Source organism: Microcoleus sp. AT3-A2, from assembly GCF_036705685.1.
In the GTDB taxonomy this organism is placed as follows: Bacteria; Cyanobacteriota; Cyanobacteriia; order Cyanobacteriales; family Microcoleaceae; genus Microcoleus.
The window spans coordinates 22,965-41,087 of record NZ_JAUBVF010000056.1; the positions used below are offsets into that span (position 1 = coordinate 22,965).

An 18,123-nucleotide genomic window follows, 5' to 3' on the forward strand; every position below is an offset into this window, starting at 1 on the left:
CGTATTGCCTCTCGCCAAAGCATCTATCTTAAGGCAGATTCTCCTGAGTGAGTAACTCAGGTTCAATAGAGAAGACCGTGTATGTATACGGATGAATTTTCATGAAGCGCGACGCCACAGGCAAGTTTCTTAGCAATTGGAACTCGGAGATGAAACAACGAGTGAGCTTATCTCTGACTAATACAGCATGGCGATCGCTCGATAAAGAGGCTCACAAGCGAGGAATTTCTCGCTCTGAAGTCATTGAACGCTTTGCCCGCACTCTTGAAGGCGAAAAGTTGTTCCCTGCCCAAGAAACTGAGGGCAAGGTAGCAACGATTCTTGAAAGCATTACGGATGCTTTTGTCGCCTTCGATCGCGACTGGCGCTACACCTACGTGAATCGGGCGGCGGCTAAAATCCTGCACAAAACGCCAGAAGAGCTACTGGGAAAACACGTTTGGAATGAGGTTTTTCCTGAGTTGGTCGGTGGAATTGCCTATCGGGAACTACATCGGGCAGTGGCACAACAGGTTCCTGTTTCCTGGGAAGAATTTGGGGAACCTATCCAGTGTTGGTTAGAGGCGAATGCCTATCCCTCGACCGCAGGGGTAGCCGTTTATTTTCTAGATGTGACCGAGCGCAAGCAAGCGGAGGCAGAACGAGAACGCTTGTTGCACGAGCTTGAAATTGAACGCGCCCGATTTGAAGCCGTTTTACGACAAATGCCTGCTGGAGTAATGATTGCTGATGCGACATCCGGTAAGTTAGCCCTGGCGAACGAACAAACCAAGGAACTGCTTGGGTATGGCTACGAACAGTTGCTTGAGCTTGAGGAATATGTCTCAATTATTCCATGTGAAATCTTTCGCTTAGATGGTCAGCTATATCCCCCTCATGAGTATCCATTGGTGCGATCGCTAAAAACAGGTGAGGTCGTCACCAACGAAGAGATAGAAATTCATCGAAATGATGGTAGCCGCATTTTCATTAACGTCAACTCAGCACCGATTTTAGATAACCAAGGGCAGATTGTTGCAGCCGTTGCTATCTTCCAAGACGTGAGCGATCGCAAACGTGTAGAGCAAGCCTTACGCGAGAGTGAATCGCAGCTACGAGGTTTATTTGAGGCAAATCTCATTGGCATCATCATCGGAGATTTTCAAGGCAATATTTTAGAAGTCAACGACGCTTGGCTTGCCACGGTAGGTTACACGCGAGAAGAAGTTTTATTGGGAGAGGTAAACTTCCTTGAGATTACTCCACCGGAGTTTCGGCATTTAGACCAACAAGCAATGGCACAGATGAAACAAGTTGGTCGCCATGCGCCGTTTGAGAAGGAATACATTCGTAAAGATGGTAGCCTGGTTCCCGTTTTAATTGGGAGTGCCTATTTAGGGGGATCTAACGATTTAGGTGTAGGCTTCTCGATCGACTTAACAGAGCGCAAACGCTTGGAATCAGAACTGCGGCAGCGAGAGCAACAGTTCAAAATGGTGGCTGAAAATTCCCCAGACATTATTAGCCGAGTTGATGCAGAATTTCGCCATATTTATGTCAGCCCTTCTGTAGAAGTGGCAACAGGTATTCCATCAGAGCAATTTGTTGGCAAGACCAATGTTGAGCTAGGAATGCCAGAAGACCTCTATCGTGTTTGGCATGATAGTTTACGGCAAGTCTTTGCAACCGGCCAAGAACAGACGATTGAATTTAAGTTTCCGACTCTAAATGGTATTCGATGGTATCAGGCGCGTATTGTCCCCGAATTTGCCAGTGAAGATTCTGTTGAAACGGTACTGAGTATTGCTCGTGATGTGACGGATTACAAACAAGTTGAACAGGCATTACGAGAGAGCGAAGAGCGCCTGCGATTGGCACTTGAAGCGGCTCAGATGGTTGTCTGGGATATGGATTTGCAGGCCGATCAGATCGTGTGTTCTGCCAATGCTCTAGACATTTGGGGTCTTCACGAAGGTACGGGAGAAGAATTTTTTGCGCTCATTCATCCAGACGATCGACAACGGATGATCCAAGCGGCCCAACGGGCAGTCACTGGAGGAGAACAGTCCTATGTGCAGGAGTATCGGGTAATTAGTCCAGACGGCGTTGTGCGCTGGATCAATAGTCCGGGGCGAGTCTATCTGGATGAGACGGGGCGAGGAGTTCGCATGATGGGCGTTTCCGTTGATATTACAGAGCGCAAACAAATCGAAGCAGAGCGCGATCGCCTTTTAAAACGAGAACAATCTGCCCGACTCGAAGCCGAAACCGAACGCAAGCGGTTGCATGACATCCTGATGCAATTGCCTGCCATGATTGCCATTGTTAAAGGTGCCGATCTTGTGTATGAATTTGCCAATCCCACCTACCTGCAAGGGACTGGGCGCACTCCAGACATTATCGGGAAATCAATACGGGATGTTTTCCCGGAACTAGAGGGACAAATTTACTTTGAAGCGCTCGATCGCGTTTACCGGACGGGAGAAACGTTCATTGTGAATGAATCGCCTACTTACTGGGATCAAAACGGCGATGGAGTGTTGGAAGAAGCATTTTTCCACTGCATCTTTGCAGCTTGGCGAGATGCTGAGGGAACCATTGAGGGTGTGTTGATTTATAACATTGAAGTGACAGCCCAGGTGCGGGCAAGGCAACAAATTGAACAACTGCTCAAGAACCTCCAGCAGAAAGAAGAAATTCAGCAATTCCTAATCGAATTGAATGATGCGATTCGTGCCATTCAAGACTCGAAGGAAATTATGTGGCAGGTGGTTTGTGCTACAGGGCAACACTTTAGTGTCACTCGCTGTACCTACGGCGAAATTGATTCTACTCAGGAATATGTGATTGTCGATCGCGACTATTGCAATGGTGTAATCAGCGTAGTGGGTAGACATCACCTGGATTCGTTTGGCCCTAAACTCATTGCGGAATTAAAGCAGGGTAGAACAATCGTTGTGGATGATGTCGATCGCGATCCTCGGACTGCCGGAGTTGGGGCGGCTACCTTTGATGCAATCCAAACCAAGTCTCTGCTATGTGTTCCATTGGTGAAAGAGGGGAAATTTGTCGCCTTGTTGGTGTTGCACCATGTCTCTGTTCGCCACTGGACGGAGGAAGATGTGGTGCTGATGGAGCGAATTGCTCAAAAAACCTGGCTAGCCGTGGAGCGATCGCGGGCAGAAGAGGAATTGCGAGAAAGTGAAGCTCATCTGCAACTCGCGCTGAAGGTCGGACGCATGGGAACGTGGGACTGGGATATGCAGACCGATACATTGCTTTGGTCAGAAGGACACTTCATGGTGCTGGGTCTTCAACCGAATGAGTGCGAACCGGGCTATGAAGTTTGGGCAAGTCGGGTTCATCCTGATGACCTAGCACAAGCTGAAGCAAAACTTCAGCAAGGCATAGCTGACAAGACGGAGTATCACCATGAATATCGCCTGCGTTGGTCAGATGGCTCGATTCACTGGGTCGAAGCGAGAGGACAGTTTACTTATGATTCTCAGGGAAATCCCAAGCACTCGATCGGAGTTGTCATTGATATCACAGAACGCAAGCAAGTAGAAGAGGCATTGCGTCAAGCCCTACAAAAGCTCAACTTCCATGTTGAAAACTCTCCTATGGCAGTCGTTGAATGGGATCGAGACTTTGAAATCATTCGCTGGTCTGCTGGTGCAGAGCGCATTTTGGGCTGGAAAGCCGAAGAAATTCTAGGCAAATCTTTAACAGAGATACCTTTTGTCTTTGAGGAAGACCTAGAATCGGTGACTGAAGTCTGCCAACGGCTGGTCTATGGTGAAGAACCCCATATTTTTTCATACAACCGCAATTACACGAAAGCTCGCAACCTTGTGCATTGCGAGTGGTATAACTCCAGTCTCAGGGACGAATCGGGACGGATGATTTCGGTGTTATCGCTGGTGCTGGATGTGACGCAACGCAAGTATGCAGAACAAGAACGAGAACAACTGTTAGAACGCGAGCGTCTTGCACGGGCCGAAGCAGAAGCCGCACAGCGCCAACTGGCAACTATTTTTGACACGTCTCCGGTGGGACTTGCTCTATTAGATTCCGAGCAGCGATTTATTGCCATTAACGAAGCATTAGCAGAAATTAATGGATTAACCCGCGAGCAACACTTAGGCTATTCAATTCTAGATATTTTTGGTCAGTCCGACCCCCAATTAGTTGAAGTCTTTGATCAGATTTACGCCACGGGCGATCCCTTCACTTCACCGAACTTTGCGGTAAATGTTCCCGGGCGCAGTGATCGCCGTCCCGGTTACTACAACGTTTACTATCTTTCGACTGTTAACTCAAATGCTCAGGTTGAAGGGGTTTTAGTTTATGTGGTAGATGTGACGGAACGAATGCAGTTAGAACTTGCCCAACGCTTTCTGTCTGAGGCAAGTGCGGTGCTTGCATCCTCACTCGATTATCAAACGACTCTAGAGCGAGTCGCGCAGCTTACAGTGCCGGAATTAGCGGACTGGTGTACGGTTCACATTATAGAAGAGGATGGTGCGATCGAGCAGATTGCCGTTGCTCACATTGACCCTGCCAAACTGGAATGGGCACACCAGATTAGAGATAAGTATCCTATGAACCCGGATGACCCTCGCGGTGCTGCATTTACACTGCGAACTGGACAACCTGATTTGGTGCCGGAGATTCCCGATGAACTGTTGGTACAGGCAGCGCGTGACTCAGAGCATTTAGAGATTCTGCGGCAGGTTGGATTCAAATCGGTAATGACGGTGCCACTACGAACTCAGGCACGAATTATAGGGGTCATTTCCTTTGTGTGTGCCGAATCTGGACGACAGTACACCTCAGCAGATTTGCAACTGGCAGAGGAATTGGCTCGTCGTGCTTCTTTGGCGATCGACAATGCTCAGTTGTACCGACAGGCTCAACGCGATCGCACAAAAGCAGAAGCCGCTAACCGGATTAAAGACGAATTCTTGGCGGTGTTGTCCCACGAGTTGCGATCGCCCCTCAATCCGATTCTGGGCTGGACAAAATTGCTACGAGGTGGGCGACTCGATGTCACAAAAACCCAGCAAGCCCTGGAAACGATCGAACGCAACGCCAAGCTGCAAGCCCAATTAATTGAGGACTTGTTGGATGTCTCGCGCATTCTGCAAGGAAAAATGACGTTAAACGTCGCTACTGTGAATCTAGCGGCAATGATTGAGGCTGCACGGGAAACGGTACGACTGGCAGCCGAAGCCAAACACATTCAAATCCAGACCACATTTAATCCTATTTCAGGAACGGTTTCAGGTGATACGAATCGCCTCCAACAAGTAGTCTGGAACCTCCTCTCCAATGCTGTGAAGTTCACCCCAACCGGAGGACGAGTCGAGGTGCAACTAGAGCAGGTGGGTATGTATGCTCAGATTCAAGTCAAAGATACTGGAAAAGGCATCAGACGAGACTTCTTACCCCATGTGTTTGACTACTTCCGTCAAGAAGATGGCACAATAACCCGACACTTCGGCGGATTGGGATTGGGACTGGCGATCGTCCGTCATTTTACCGAACTGCATGGAGGAACCGTTCAAGCAGACAGCTTAGGACAAAACTTAGGGGCTACATTTATCATCCGGCTACCGTTAAACCTCGTAGAACCGGAACCCTCTTCTGATGACAGGCACCCAGAAAGTGCGGCAGACTTAGCAGGTATTCAGGTCTTGGTTGTGGACGACGATGCAGATATGCGAGAGTTGGCAGCATTCACCCTGATGCAATCTGGCGCACAAATTACGACAGCGGCTTCGGCTGCACAGGCGTTGACCCTCCTGAATCAATCTATCCCCGATCTGCTCTTATGTGACATTGGGATGGCAGAGATGGATGGCTATTCCCTGATTCGGCAAATTAGAAAGTGGTCACCCCAACAGGGAGGCACGATTCCTGCGATCGCACTTACTGCCTATGCGGGAGAAATCAATCAGCAGCAGGCCTTAGCTGCCGGATTTCAGATGCATATTTCAAAGCCTGTCGAACCAGAGGAATTGGTAAAAGCGATCGCCCGTTTGCTAAGACACTGAATGATTTGAGGATTAGCTATAATGCTGCTTGGAATAGATTTAGGAACAGGCTCTGCTAAGGCATTGCTCCTAGCGACAGACGGAACCGTTATAGGTGAAGCGTCAAGCTCCTATCCCGTTCATGCACCCCATCCTGGATGGGCTGAGTCGGAGCCAGAAGATTGGTGGTTAGCTGTGGCCTCGGCTGTTAGGAAGGCAGTGGGAAATCACGCTGATCAGGTACTGGCGATCGCACTTTCAGGGCAAATGCACGGTGTTGTCCTAGCTTCGGAGTCGGGTCAGCCCCTGCGCCCTGCTATCCTCTGGGCGGATACTCGCTCTAGTGCCACGCTGAACACTTATCATTCGCTCGATGCCGCTATTCTAGAGCGCTTGGGCAACCCGGTTACGGCGGGAATGGCGGGCCCCACTTTGTTGTGGCTACGAGAACACGAGGCTAATGTCTACACCGAAGCGCGTTGGGCACTCCAGCCCAAAGATTGGCTGCGGTTACGGATGACTGGAGAAGTCGCAACCGAACCATCTGATGCTAGCGGTACTTTGCTTTACGATGTTGTGTCGGACAACTGGGCAGAGGATGCAGTCTCAGCCTTGAATCTACGTAGTGATTGGCTACCAAAAATTATCCCCTCAAGTGCGATCGCAGGCTATCTAACAACTGTTGCTTCTGAGCATCTCGGCTTACCTGTTGGCTTACGGGTTATTGCTGGTGCTGCGGATACCGCTGCGGCGGCGCTTGGTAACGGACTACTAGAGCCTGGATTGGTTCAACTAACGATCGGCACAGGCGCTCAAATCATTACACCTCGATCGCAACCAATTATCGATCGTCATGGTCGTACCCATCTCTATCGAACCGCCCTACCTAACCAGTGGTACAGCCTTGCAGCAATGCAAAATGCGGGGTTAGCGCTGGAGTGGGTGCGAGGTATCCTCGGCTTGAGCTGGCAGCAAGTCTATACTAAAGCGTTTTCTGTTTCCCCAGGATGTGAAGGATTGACATTTTTGCCATACCTCACGGGTGAGCGAACTCCACACCTTGACCCTTATGTACGCGGCGCATGGGTGGGGCTGGGACTTCATCACACACAGGGGCACCTGATGCGGGCGGCTTTAGAGGGAGTGGCTTTTGCTTTGCGACAAGGTTTTGAGGCACTTGAGGCAACAGGTTTTAAAGCGACAGAACTGCGTTTAGCAGGCGGTGGAACGGCAGAAATGCCTTGGAAACAATTACTGGCTGATGTATTGAGAATACCCCTCTATGCAACTACAGTTGCTGCTGCTTCCGCGCGTGGTGCTGCTCTACTAGCGGGTATAGGAATTGGCATATACGCAGATGCTAATGACACGAGCAAACTGGCAGCCACACCAATGCTTGCTGCAACTCCGCAATCTGTTGATCCCATCCTAGAAGAGGCTTGGATGCGATATCAAGCGCTTTATCCACAACTTAAAAAAACTTGATAGGAGTTATGCCTCAAGGAAGACGTGTTAGAAGCTATCTACAAATTATTCTTAAAGCAAGACCGTTTAATATCAGTCTCATAAAAAAAGAGAGTTTACTAACAAAAGAGGTAGATATTACATGAATATACTAAGTGGAATCAATCTCCCAAAATCAGCCGATGCTTCTGCTTTATACATACAGTGTAATGAATCTGCATCTATCAACTACCAGGAAGATGAAAAAAAAGTTGTCTTAAGTCAGGGGGGTATTGCATCCTCAAATTCTTACTTTAATTCGTTTTATGAAAAGTTTTATACTCAATATACAACTCTTAGCTCTATATACTATTCGCTGAGACTTGAAGGAGACTTTAAAGTTTCTGTTTACAGAGAAGTTAACGGAGAAAACAAAAGAGAAATTATTTCTGAACAAAAGTTTGAAAACTGTCAATTCTCAGAGCCGGTAAAAATCTTACCAGTAAATCTCCTTCAAAATGAAAATGCTGGCAGAATATATTTTGAAATAACCTGTTCTAGTGAACAGGGTGCATTTAAAGAGGGGTGGATAGCAACTGATGAAAATAAAACCAGAGAAGTATCGTTAGCGATTACCATTTGCACCTACAAAAAAGAAACTTTTATAAAAAATACATTGGCTGCGATTTTTCAAGATAAATTACTAGAGACCAAGAACTTCAAATTATTTGTTGTTGATAATGGTAAAACTTTAGACCAAGCGGATTTCAATAAGCAAAAGCTGAAACTGGTTCCCAATATAAATGCGGGTGGAAGTGGTGGTTTTACTAGAGGGCTAGTTGAATCTCTAGAGGAGAACGTCTACTCTCATTTTTTGCTTATGGATGATGATATAGAGTTAGAAAGTGGATGTATTTATAGGTTAATTTCTTTGTATGAGTACGCCAAGACTGATTTTGCAGTGGCTGGCGCACTGCTTGATTTACAGAACAAGCATATGTTGTATGAAGCAGGAGCATTGTACAACGCCTATTCTAAAAATAGAGGATTTGGACCTGGGTCATTAACTCCTGTAAATAAGAACCTCGATTTACGAGATGCTAATTGTCTCAACAGGTTGCTCAAGGAAGAAGATATAGACTATGGCGGATTTTGGTTTTTCTCTTTTTCTAAGGAACTTGTTGACGAAATTAAATTGCCGCTGCCTTTCTTTATCAAAATAGATGATGTAGAGTTTGGTTTAAGAATAAAAGAGCTGGGCAAGAAAATTGTAGCTTTTCCCTCACTGGCGGTGTGGCATCTACCAGCTTCTGCCAAAAACGTAAATTGGGAAAATTATTATTATACTCGCAACGATCTTGCAGCTTATGCTATCCATTATTCCCTAAGATATATGGATGCAGTAAAGCATCTTACAAAAGTCATAATTCAGGCTTTAGCAACATTTGATTGCGATCGTGCACTGGTGGCAATACAAGCTTTTGAAGACTATATGAAAGGCCCAGATTTTCTCAAAAATACTGATCCAGAAACCTTTCACTCAAGCATTATCAAGCTGAGTAAAAGCTATAGTAATCAAAAGGAAGTAGATAAATTAGCTGGTCTTAAGCTTTTGACGAGGTGGTTTAAAGTTGCGGCTCAAAGTCGTAGTGAATGGTCATCCGTAAGTACACAATGGAAAAGAGCTTCCAAGGAAATTACATCTACTATATTTTGGCAGCAATACCTTGGGCTAAAGAACTAGAAGTGAGAGCCTCCATTGGTTGATGGTGGACAACTTCGATCGCCAGCAACTCAACGATTCACAACAAAAGCGCCTTGGGATTAATTGTGGTAGTTCACACTCCTCTGTCAAGCTACCCTGTGACGGGGGATTCTTCCTTCACAGCTTGAAGCCGAGTAAAAGCAGTGCCTTTACTTGGCATTATTGTAGCTCCAGAAGCTACGGAGGTATGCCCTAGCTCTAAAATTCGTCAACCCTCATCTCTAATGTTTTTAGCTGCATTGATGTTTTTATCATGGTGAGGCCCGCATTAGTGCATTCCCACTTTCTGATAATCCAATGAAAGCCAATTTACAGCAGATTGCAAGCTTATAGACGACAATAGCAGCATTTAGAAAACCAGTTTTTTAGATGTTGAGGATTAATTAAATAAGCGTGCGAAGTGCGACCCGGATTGGGTATCAAATGGAAGGAACTTGAGTTAAATGATGACATAATCTTCGCCCAAAACAGCTTGAGTGACCTGTGGTTCCGGCTCTACTGGGTCGCTGTAATGAGTCTCAATGTGTTGGATGAAACTTTCCCGATAAGCTTTGAGATGCGAGTTAAGTGCTTGGATATCCTGCTCTCCTGTCGCGAAACCTTTCTCTCTTCTGAAGTGACCGGATTCCTTCACAAAAGCCATGTCAACTTGCCACAAAGCCTTATCAATCGGGCGATATGACAAATCAACAATATCGTAAGTTGCGAATCCTTGGGACTTCATAAAACTCATTACATCATACATCTGACCGAACAAAGTAACTTCTACAATTACATATTCAGTCTGCTGCAAAATTTCAGTTGCTCCCGCTAAAACATCTAATTCCTTTCCGTCTACATCAACTTTAATTAAATACGGGCCTGGCAAGTTTCTTTCTCTGCATATTCCATCCAGGGTAATGGCTGGTATGTTTCTCACATAAGGATTACTGCTGTCAGTAGCGCGGTTTTCAGAAAGTGAAGAATGCACCATACCGGGACTGACGTTGAGGGTGAAAACTCCCGATTCTTTGGTTGCTGCTGCAATAATGTATTCTGCACTTTTGAGTTTGCGGCAAATTTTGGCGAGGTAAGGTTCATTTTCGGCGATTGGTTCAATTAGCAAATGTCGCGCATCGGGGAAAGTTTCGTAAAGGTTAAAAGTTCCCAAGGCGGCACCGACATCAATCACAGTTTTGGGTTCAAAACCTAACTGTTTAGCCAGCAGCAAGCTGCCTGACATCGAGTTTCTGAGAATTCCTGTTTGTTGTTGGCTCACAATTTTTTCCTGATTTCAATGTGGATAAAGTTAATATTATGTCTTGCAGCAGAGTTATTGTATGTCCGAATAAAGAAACGAAGCAATCGCAAACCTCGGCGATTGCTTCGTTTCGGATCGCCATGACAGAAATAGGCTTTAACGCAACCTCCTACTATTTTGCGGATTTCTGCGCCTTGTTTTCCGGTTCGACAGATTGCAAAGCTTGGTCGAGAATGGCCCGTGCTTCTTCGGCTTTGCTTCTAGCTTCTCGATAGCGGACGTTAGCTTGAGCAAAGTTTTTTAGAACCTTGAAACCATCTTTCAAACGACCAATTTCCTCGGCACTCACAGCCTCATCTGTAAACAAAATGTCGATCGCCGCCCGGATTTTGAGTGCTTCTTCGCGGGATTCCATGACTTTCAATTTGAGACTTGCCAAATTGCTCAAAATCTGGACTGCTTCAGTAATCGCATCCTCGCCGTCAGACGTAGCATCTTCGATATCCTTAACTTCAACAAACTGCTTGGGCCCAAATCCCTCCACGAGTTCCGTAGGCAGCTTGCCCTCATCCATGAGATCCATCAGCCGATCCATCGCTTCTTCCCGGGCTTTGGCTGAATCTTTCCCCTTGACAGTTAAAATAATTTCGGGGCTTTGAGGAAGTGTATAGCGAACCATATTTTGACAGCCTGTGCGCGAAAACAATTGAATGATATTTTATCTTTATTCGATCGCCAGTTGCAGCTATCAATCTGCTCTATTACCAACCGCTTGCCAAAACTTGACACATATACACTCAAAAGGAACCCTCGACAATGAAAGATAAATTTCTTAACTTGCTTAACTTGCTTTTAGTAGCTGATGTGTTTTTCGTCTTTGCCATTTTTGGGTGGTTTGTGATCGCAGTAGCGGGTCGATCAACTGGCGTGAATCTCGGTTTTGATTTGTGGTATAGTCTCTGGCAGCCCGTATTTAATCCCGCCCTGGGAATTCTTATGGGCGGTGCTATTCTCAGCGGTATAATTAACCAAGTTTCTAAACGCCTCAATCCCAAGTAAAATTGATGTTTTGTTGGAGACGGTGATTGGTGATGCTACTTAGTGGGCGATCGAACTTGTGGAATGCGTCAGAGATGAGGCACTCAATTAGGTCGATGAAGCTTGAAAATACATAAGTAGTCAAAAACGAGTGAAACGCTCCCCAAAGGAGCGATATCTTATGAAAGCCATCACAAAAGTTATGATAGCTTTACATTCTGTTACAGGGTAAAGTTTATTTTCGCTTGCCTATTTACGTCGAAAATAAAGATTGGACGATCGGGATCTAAAAGTATCAACTCATATTCGGAGTAACAAAAGTCGGGCAATTATGGGAGAACAAAAATGTATCGGTATCCTCACTAGCGGGGGTGACTGTGCAGGCTTAAACGCAGTTATTCGAGCCGTTGTCCACCGCGCAACGGGAACTTACAATTGGAAAGTGATGGGCATTCGTCAAGCCACGAAGGGATTGATGAGTCGTCCCCCTCAAGCAATTCCCTTGGATATTGAGAAAGTAGACTCGTGGCTCACCATTGGCGGTACGATGCTAGGCACGACAAATGAGGGCAATCCTTTTGCCTTCCCGATGTCAGATGGGACTCTACGCGATCGTTCTGACGACATTATCGAAGGCTATCATCAACTAGGTTTGGATGCCTTAATTGGCATTGGTGGTGACGGCAGTCTCGCCATTCTCAGGAAGATTGCTCAACACGGCAATTTGAATTTAGTTGCTATTCCTAAAACTATTGATAATGATGTCGGAATTACCGAGCGTTCCATCGGTTTTGATACTGCGGTCAATATTGCGACTGAAGCACTCGATCGCTTGCATTTTACTGCGGCCAGTCACAGTCGCGTCATAATTGTTGAAGTCATGGGACGCGACGCTGGACATATTGCGATCAGTGCCGGAATTTCTGGGGGAGCTGATATAATTCTGATTCCCGAAATCCCTTACAAAATTTCCAATATCTGTGCCCAAATCCAAGAACGCCAAGACCGGGGAAAAAACTACTGTTTAATTATAGTAGCGGAGGCGGTTCGCACTGAAGAAGGCGAGTTAGTAATGCACACAAATCGCTTAGGTCAAAGTCGATTAGGCGGAATTGGTCAGTATTTAGCTGATACAATCTCTGAGTGCAGCGGTGCAGAAACTCGCGTCACTGTTTTGGGACATATTCAACGCGGAGGAACTCCTTCATCGCTAGAAAGATTAATTGCTTCGGCTTTTGGCGTCGCAGCAGTTGATTTAATTGCCGAAGAGAAATACGACTGCATGGTATCTTGGCAAAAGCGGGAAGTTGTGAGCGTTCCTCTGGAAGATGCGATCGCCAAATACAGACCTGTAGAGTTCAATGGTACTCTGGTTAAAACGGCCCGTGGTTTAGGGATTTGTCTGGGAGACTAAACAATTACCCGTCTGATTTCTCAAAGGTTTAGTCGGGGACGCACTCAGAACCACGAAACTGGGTTTTTCAACCGAGACTTAGGGTTTTAAGCCAGTGTATTGTCGTAAAAAACCAAGGTGATGACCGTCTGTGCTTCCAGGACTAAGATTAACCTGGAAGCAGTGACGTTTCAACTATATTAGTGTAACCTGCAATCAGTTCCGAGCGAGTATCGACCCAGAGTGCGATCGCACTCGGAACTACAAAATACCGCAACAAGTGGAAAGGTGAGAAATTGGCACCATTTACTGCACAAATTAGAGTGCGCCATTACGAAATGGACGCCCTCGGTCACGTAAATAATGCTGTCTACCAGCATTATTTAGAACACGCTGCGATCGAACATTTAGAACACTTGGGATTTACACTGGATCGCTACCGGGAATTGGGCGGCGTCTTTGTAATGCGACGGATAGAGATTGACTATTTGCGATCGGCAGCCGCGGGCGATCGATTGGAGATATCCACTTGGATCGAACAAATGCGCGGCCCGCGCGCTGTCCGCCGCTACGAAATTCGCTTAGCTGGAAGTGACGAAATCTTGTTAAAAGCAGAGGCGCTTTGGGTTTGGGTTGAAGTTACCACCATGCGCCCGCGAGCAATTCCCAAACAAATAATTGATATTTTTGAATCACAATCTCAAGCATTACCAACATAGAGAAAAAATCAACTATTATATTTGCAAAATCCTGTAAAAATCTATTGGTTTGTAGTGAGGACTCCAGTCCCCTATTCCCCGTTTGTAGAAGTGCAAAAAGTTGATTGTCGCCAGGGCCGCAAATCCCGATGGCAAAAAGTCGGATCGCCCGCCTGCCAGTTTGGATGTCACAGAGGTACGATGGAATATAGGGAGGGAGGCCAAGCCGGCGAAGGTTAAGCTTGGTGACAATACCCACAGGAAGGAAAAAATGACACTTAACTTGCGGCGACCGATTTTAATAGGCGGAATAGGACTTTCAGCAGCGCTGTGGCTGCTGGAAACTCTACAGCATTCGGGTTCAGAAATGGGCGAAACGGCACTCATCGGCTTGGCTGCTGCCGGTGCGGGGTATTGGTGGTGGAAGCAACAATCCCCCAAACTCGAACTCGCACTCCCGCAACCCCTGGCGAACCGGGAAGCAGCCGAAAAAGCGATCGCGACTTCCGAAGCCACTATTAAATTGCTGGCTTCAGAAGCTCCAAACTCCGCCGATCCGGCGAATCTAACAGCAAAGCTCGATCGGCTCAGAAGCGAATTAGACCGACAAGATTTGCGGATTACCGTCACGGGCGGCAAAGCTGTCGGCAAAACTGCCTTAATTCAAGTTTTAAATTCTAATTGGGCATCTCAACACCCGCAAAAGCTTAGTTTACAAGAAACAGCACCGCTATTTGCTAATACAAATGCCGATGCCAAAATCGGCGGTGATTTAGCGCTGTTTGTGACAGCGGGCGACATCACAGATTCCGAATTTCAAACATTATCTCAGCTAGCAGCAGCAGGTCAGCGCGTGCTGCTAGTCTGGAACAAACAAGACCAATATTTGCCAGAACAGCAGTCGCAGGTTTTGAACTCTTTGCAGCAGAAAATGCAAGGAATATTGGGAACCGAAGATATAATTGCGATCGCAGCTTCTCCCAATTCTATTAAAGTGCGCCAGCACCAAGCGGACGGCACAGTTAAAGAACGCATCGAAAATCAAGTCTCTCAACTCGACGGCCTGACGGAAAGATTGACTAAAATCTTAACTGAAGAACGGCAACAGTTGGTCTGGGCGAGTGCAGTCCGCGAGGCTGCAAGTATCAAGCTAGAGGCAAAAACCTTATTAAATGCGGTCAGGCGCGATCGGGCAATTCCGATTATCGAACAATATCAGTACATCGCCGCCGCCGCCGTCTTTACTAACCCGGTTCCAGCTTTAGACTTGCTAGCAACAACCGCCATCAGCACCCAACTCGTAATCGATCTCGGCGCTATCTACCAGCAAAAGTTTTCCTTAGACCAAGCTAAGACAGTAGCTGCAACTTTGGCTAATCAAATGTTCAAATTGGGATTAGTAGAACTGTCTACCCAAACTATTACTGGACTGCTGAAAAGCAATGCTGTCACCTATGTAGCCGGAGGCGCAGTGCAGGGAATTAGTGCAGCATATTTTACCAGAATAGCTGGACTGAGTTTAATTGAATATTTCCAAAGTCGAGAAGGGGAGAATGCTGCAATAGGCATTTTAAATATCGACCAGTTGACTAAAACTTTGCAAGCAGTATTTACACAAAATCAGCAAGTTTCCTTCTTGCAATCTTTCGTCAACCAAGTGGCGAGTCGCCTTTCATCTCAGGTATCTGGCCCCGAAACTGTTAAGTCGGCGGTCAATTAAGTAAAATAAAGGAACAGGCAAGATGCCTGTGCCACAAGACAGTTTTTCTGTTGTGGAACAGGCAAGATGCCTGTTCCCCGGCAGAGGCTGGAAACCAGTTAATATTTTCCTTCTTGCTTCTTCCTTCTATTATACAATCAAAGATAGTTTGCACGATGATACAAACTCAACCAAAAATAGTAACCTTTGAACAATTTATAGAAGACAAACCCGATAACAAATCCTACGAACTTCACGATGGGGTAATGGTTGAAATGCAGCCCACAGGAGAACACGAAGATATCACAGCATACCTTGTTCAAGAATTTACGCTGCTTTACACCCAACTGCAACTTCCATACCGCATTCCCTCGAAAGCGCTAGTTAAGCCCCCAGCTAAAGATACAGGATATATTCCTGATGTTTTGCTATTAAACCGTCAGGCTTTAGCCTCTGAACCCTTATGGTTGAAGTCAGCAACAATCACCCAAGGAACCTCTATCCCGCTACTTGTTGAAGTTGTCAGTACCAACTGGCGCGACGATTATCTCAAAAAGTTGGCAGATTACGAAATGATGGGCATCCTCGAATATTGGATTGCGGATTATGCTGGATTCGGCGGTATACGTCATATTGGCGACCCCAAACAACCCACGCTTTCGGTTTGTCACCTTGTGGACGAAGAGTATAGGATTACACAGTTCAGAGGGAGCGATCGCATTATTTCACCTACATTTCCCAATATGGAGCTGAACGTCGATCAAATTTTCCGAGGCGGCGCCTAGTGTTAGGGAAAAGAACAGGCAAGATACCTGTCCCACAAAAATTTTTTGTTATTGTGAAACGGGCGGGGTATCCCGTTAAATATTTTTTGGAAAACTCACAACTAAAAAATTATAAATTTATGAAAAAGTGTATTAAAATAAGAAATAGGATTTATAATTCGACGATCAATTATACCTGCTTAAAAAAGCCGATCGCCAATGGCTGACAATTCCCTTCAAGAAAATCGCTTATCCCTTGCCCGCGCCAGTTTGCGCGAAGCCCTGGCGCGCTATTCCCACCTGCGCCAAGGCAAAAAAAACTCGAATAATACAGAATTAGAAGCGGCGCTGCAATATCAGTTAGATATCTTAACTTCCACCTCAGAAAAACTAGACCACAACATAATCCGCATTGCTACTTTCGGCTTAGTCAGTCGTGGCAAGTCAGCCGTATTAAACGCGCTTTTAGGTCACAAAATTCTGCAAACAGGCCCTCTCAACGGCGTGACTCAGTGGCCGCGTTCCGTGCGCTGGAGTGTGCCTTTATCCTTCCTTGACAGCGAGGAATCCCCCCAAGCCCCCCTGGCCAAGGGGGGGAAAGGAGGGGTGCAAGTAGAATTAATCGATACTCCCGGACTTGATGAAGTTGGTGGCGAAGTGCGCGGCGAAATGGCGAAACAAGTAACTCGCCAAGCTGACTTAATTCTGTTTGTCGTTGCAGGCGATATCACCCGCACTGAATATCAAGCACTGTGCGAATTGCAAACAGCTCAAAAACCGGTGATTTTAGTTTTTAATAAAATTGACCTGTATCCAGAATTAGACAGAAAAGCTATTTACCAAAGTTTGCAAGCGCTGGGAAATTCTGAAGAGTTAGCAGCCGCTGCGGTAACAGAGGAAACAGATAGCGAAAATTTGTCCGATCGCCCAAACAACTCCTCGGATAAATCTACTGTAAAATCACCGCCTAAAACTGCCAAATCTTTAGAAATAGTCATGGTAGCAGCCGAACCAGCACCGGTGCAAGTGCGGGTGGAATGGTCAGACGGAAGAGTCACTAACGAATGGGAGTCGCCGCCCGCGCAGATAGACGAACTCAAACATAAAATTCTCACAATTCTTAACAGAGAAGGTCGATCGCTCCTCGCTTTAAATGCTTTAGTTGAAGCTAGAGATGCCGAAGCAAACATTGCCCGTCACGTTCTCAAATTGCGACAAACAGAAGCCGAAGATTTAATCTGGCAATTTGCAAAATATAAAGCTTTGGCTGTCGGTTTAAATCCAGTGGCATTCTTGGATGTAATGGGAGCAAGTGTCGCAGATTTAGCCTTAATTCGCTCTTTATCCAGACTTTACGGCTTACCCATGACTGGTTACGAAGCGGGGAAACTTTGGCAGACTATTTTCTCCAGTGCTGGCGGCGTACTTTTGGGAGAATTGGGTAGCAGTTTTCTGTTGGGATTTGGCAAAAGTGCGGCGGCTGCGGCCCCGCACATCGGCTTTTCTACTTTTGCCGGAGTTGCTGTAACTCAAGCTAGTCTAGCAGCTTACGGAACCTACGCTGTCGGTCGCGCCGCCCAAGTTTACTTAGAAAAAGGCTGCACCTGGGGCCCCTTGGGACAAGATACGGTAATTCAAGAAATTCTCGCCACCATCGAGCGTAATACAATTATCGATCGCTTGCAGCAAGAGTTTAAAATATGACACAAACAACAGCCCTTACTTAAATCATTCAAACTTTAGCCGATGTTGAATCTCGATTCAATATTACGCGAACTGAATCGGAGGGATTTTTCCCAGAATGGTATACAGATTTACCCGAAATTACAGAAGTCGATAAAGCCGCTCTCAATTTAATTCGGCGGCGATATCTTTATCCCACATTCCGCAGATATTCAAGCAGATTTAATTTCAAAGGAATTCATAATTGCCAAAACCTCAAATGATTGCATAGCAATCATTTGAGGTTTTTTTAAGGTATAATAATTGGTGCCAGTATAGCAACCTTCAAAACTATGAAAAAGCCCTCTGAAGCTATAAATATCGTAAATTTAGACCATTTGGGA

General features: G+C 46.1%; 11 protein-coding genes. 9 read left to right on the top strand and 2 right to left on the bottom strand.

All coding sequences use genetic code 11. The features are described 5' to 3' along the window. Positions 1–101: 101 nt before the first annotated feature. The 3 genes from QUB37_RS23520 (at position 102) to QUB37_RS23530 (ending at position 9,204) form a co-directional block, all read left to right on the top strand. A complete protein-coding gene (locus QUB37_RS23520) occupies positions 102–6,038 on the top strand; it encodes a PAS domain S-box protein (protein ID WP_333166759.1) in 5,937 nt (1,978 codons plus the stop codon). Between the two features lie 21 nt (positions 6,039–6,059). Further along, the gene (gene xylB / locus QUB37_RS23525) at positions 6,060–7,502 is read left to right on the top strand and encodes a xylulokinase (RefSeq protein WP_333166761.1); all 1,443 of its coding nucleotides are present in this window, start codon (positions 6,060–6,062) and stop codon (positions 7,500–7,502) included. A 121-nt stretch (positions 7,503–7,623) separates the two neighbouring features. Continuing rightward, positions 7,624–9,204: a glycosyltransferase gene (locus QUB37_RS23530; RefSeq protein ID WP_333166763.1), complete on the top strand. Its 1,581-nt coding sequence runs from the start codon at positions 7,624–7,626 to the stop codon at positions 9,202–9,204. A gap of 460 nt (positions 9,205–9,664) precedes the next feature. Here the strand turns inward: QUB37_RS23530 and QUB37_RS23535 are convergent, their stop codons facing one another. Then, on the bottom strand, positions 9,665–10,483 hold the full coding sequence (locus tag QUB37_RS23535; RefSeq protein WP_333166765.1) for an FkbM family methyltransferase: 819 nt from the start codon (positions 10,481–10,483) through the stop codon (positions 9,665–9,667). A 154-nt stretch (positions 10,484–10,637) separates the two neighbouring features. Next, positions 10,638–11,144: a hypothetical protein gene (locus QUB37_RS23540; protein WP_333166767.1), complete on the bottom strand. Its 507-nt coding sequence runs from the start codon at positions 11,142–11,144 to the stop codon at positions 10,638–10,640. Between the two features lie 137 nt (positions 11,145–11,281). On the opposite strand from QUB37_RS23540, the gene QUB37_RS23545 reads away from it, so the two are divergent. The 6 genes from QUB37_RS23545 (at position 11,282) to QUB37_RS23570 (ending at position 17,761) form a co-directional block, all read left to right on the top strand. After that, entirely contained in the window at positions 11,282–11,524 is a 243-nt protein-coding gene (locus tag QUB37_RS23545) for a hypothetical protein (protein WP_242720156.1), read from the top strand. Positions 11,525–11,834: 310 nt separating this feature from the next. After that, on the top strand, positions 11,835–12,917 hold the full coding sequence (locus QUB37_RS23550) for an ATP-dependent 6-phosphofructokinase (protein WP_333166770.1): 1,083 nt from the start codon (positions 11,835–11,837) through the stop codon (positions 12,915–12,917). A 275-nt stretch (positions 12,918–13,192) separates the two neighbouring features. Further along, positions 13,193–13,615, top strand: a complete 423-nt coding sequence (locus QUB37_RS23555; protein WP_333166772.1) for a thioesterase family protein — start codon at positions 13,193–13,195, stop codon at positions 13,613–13,615. 250 nt (positions 13,616–13,865) lie between these two features. Next, entirely contained in the window at positions 13,866–15,314 is a 1,449-nt protein-coding gene (locus QUB37_RS23560) for a slr1306 family protein (protein WP_333166774.1), read from the top strand. A gap of 155 nt (positions 15,315–15,469) precedes the next feature. Next, a complete protein-coding gene (locus tag QUB37_RS23565; protein WP_333166776.1) occupies positions 15,470–16,078 on the top strand; it encodes a Uma2 family endonuclease in 609 nt (202 codons plus the stop codon). Between the two features lie 198 nt (positions 16,079–16,276). Further along, complete coding sequence (locus QUB37_RS23570; RefSeq protein ID WP_333166778.1) at positions 16,277–17,761, top strand: DUF697 domain-containing protein; 1,485 nt, start codon at positions 16,277–16,279, stop codon at positions 17,759–17,761. Positions 17,762–18,123: the final 362 nt, after the last annotated feature.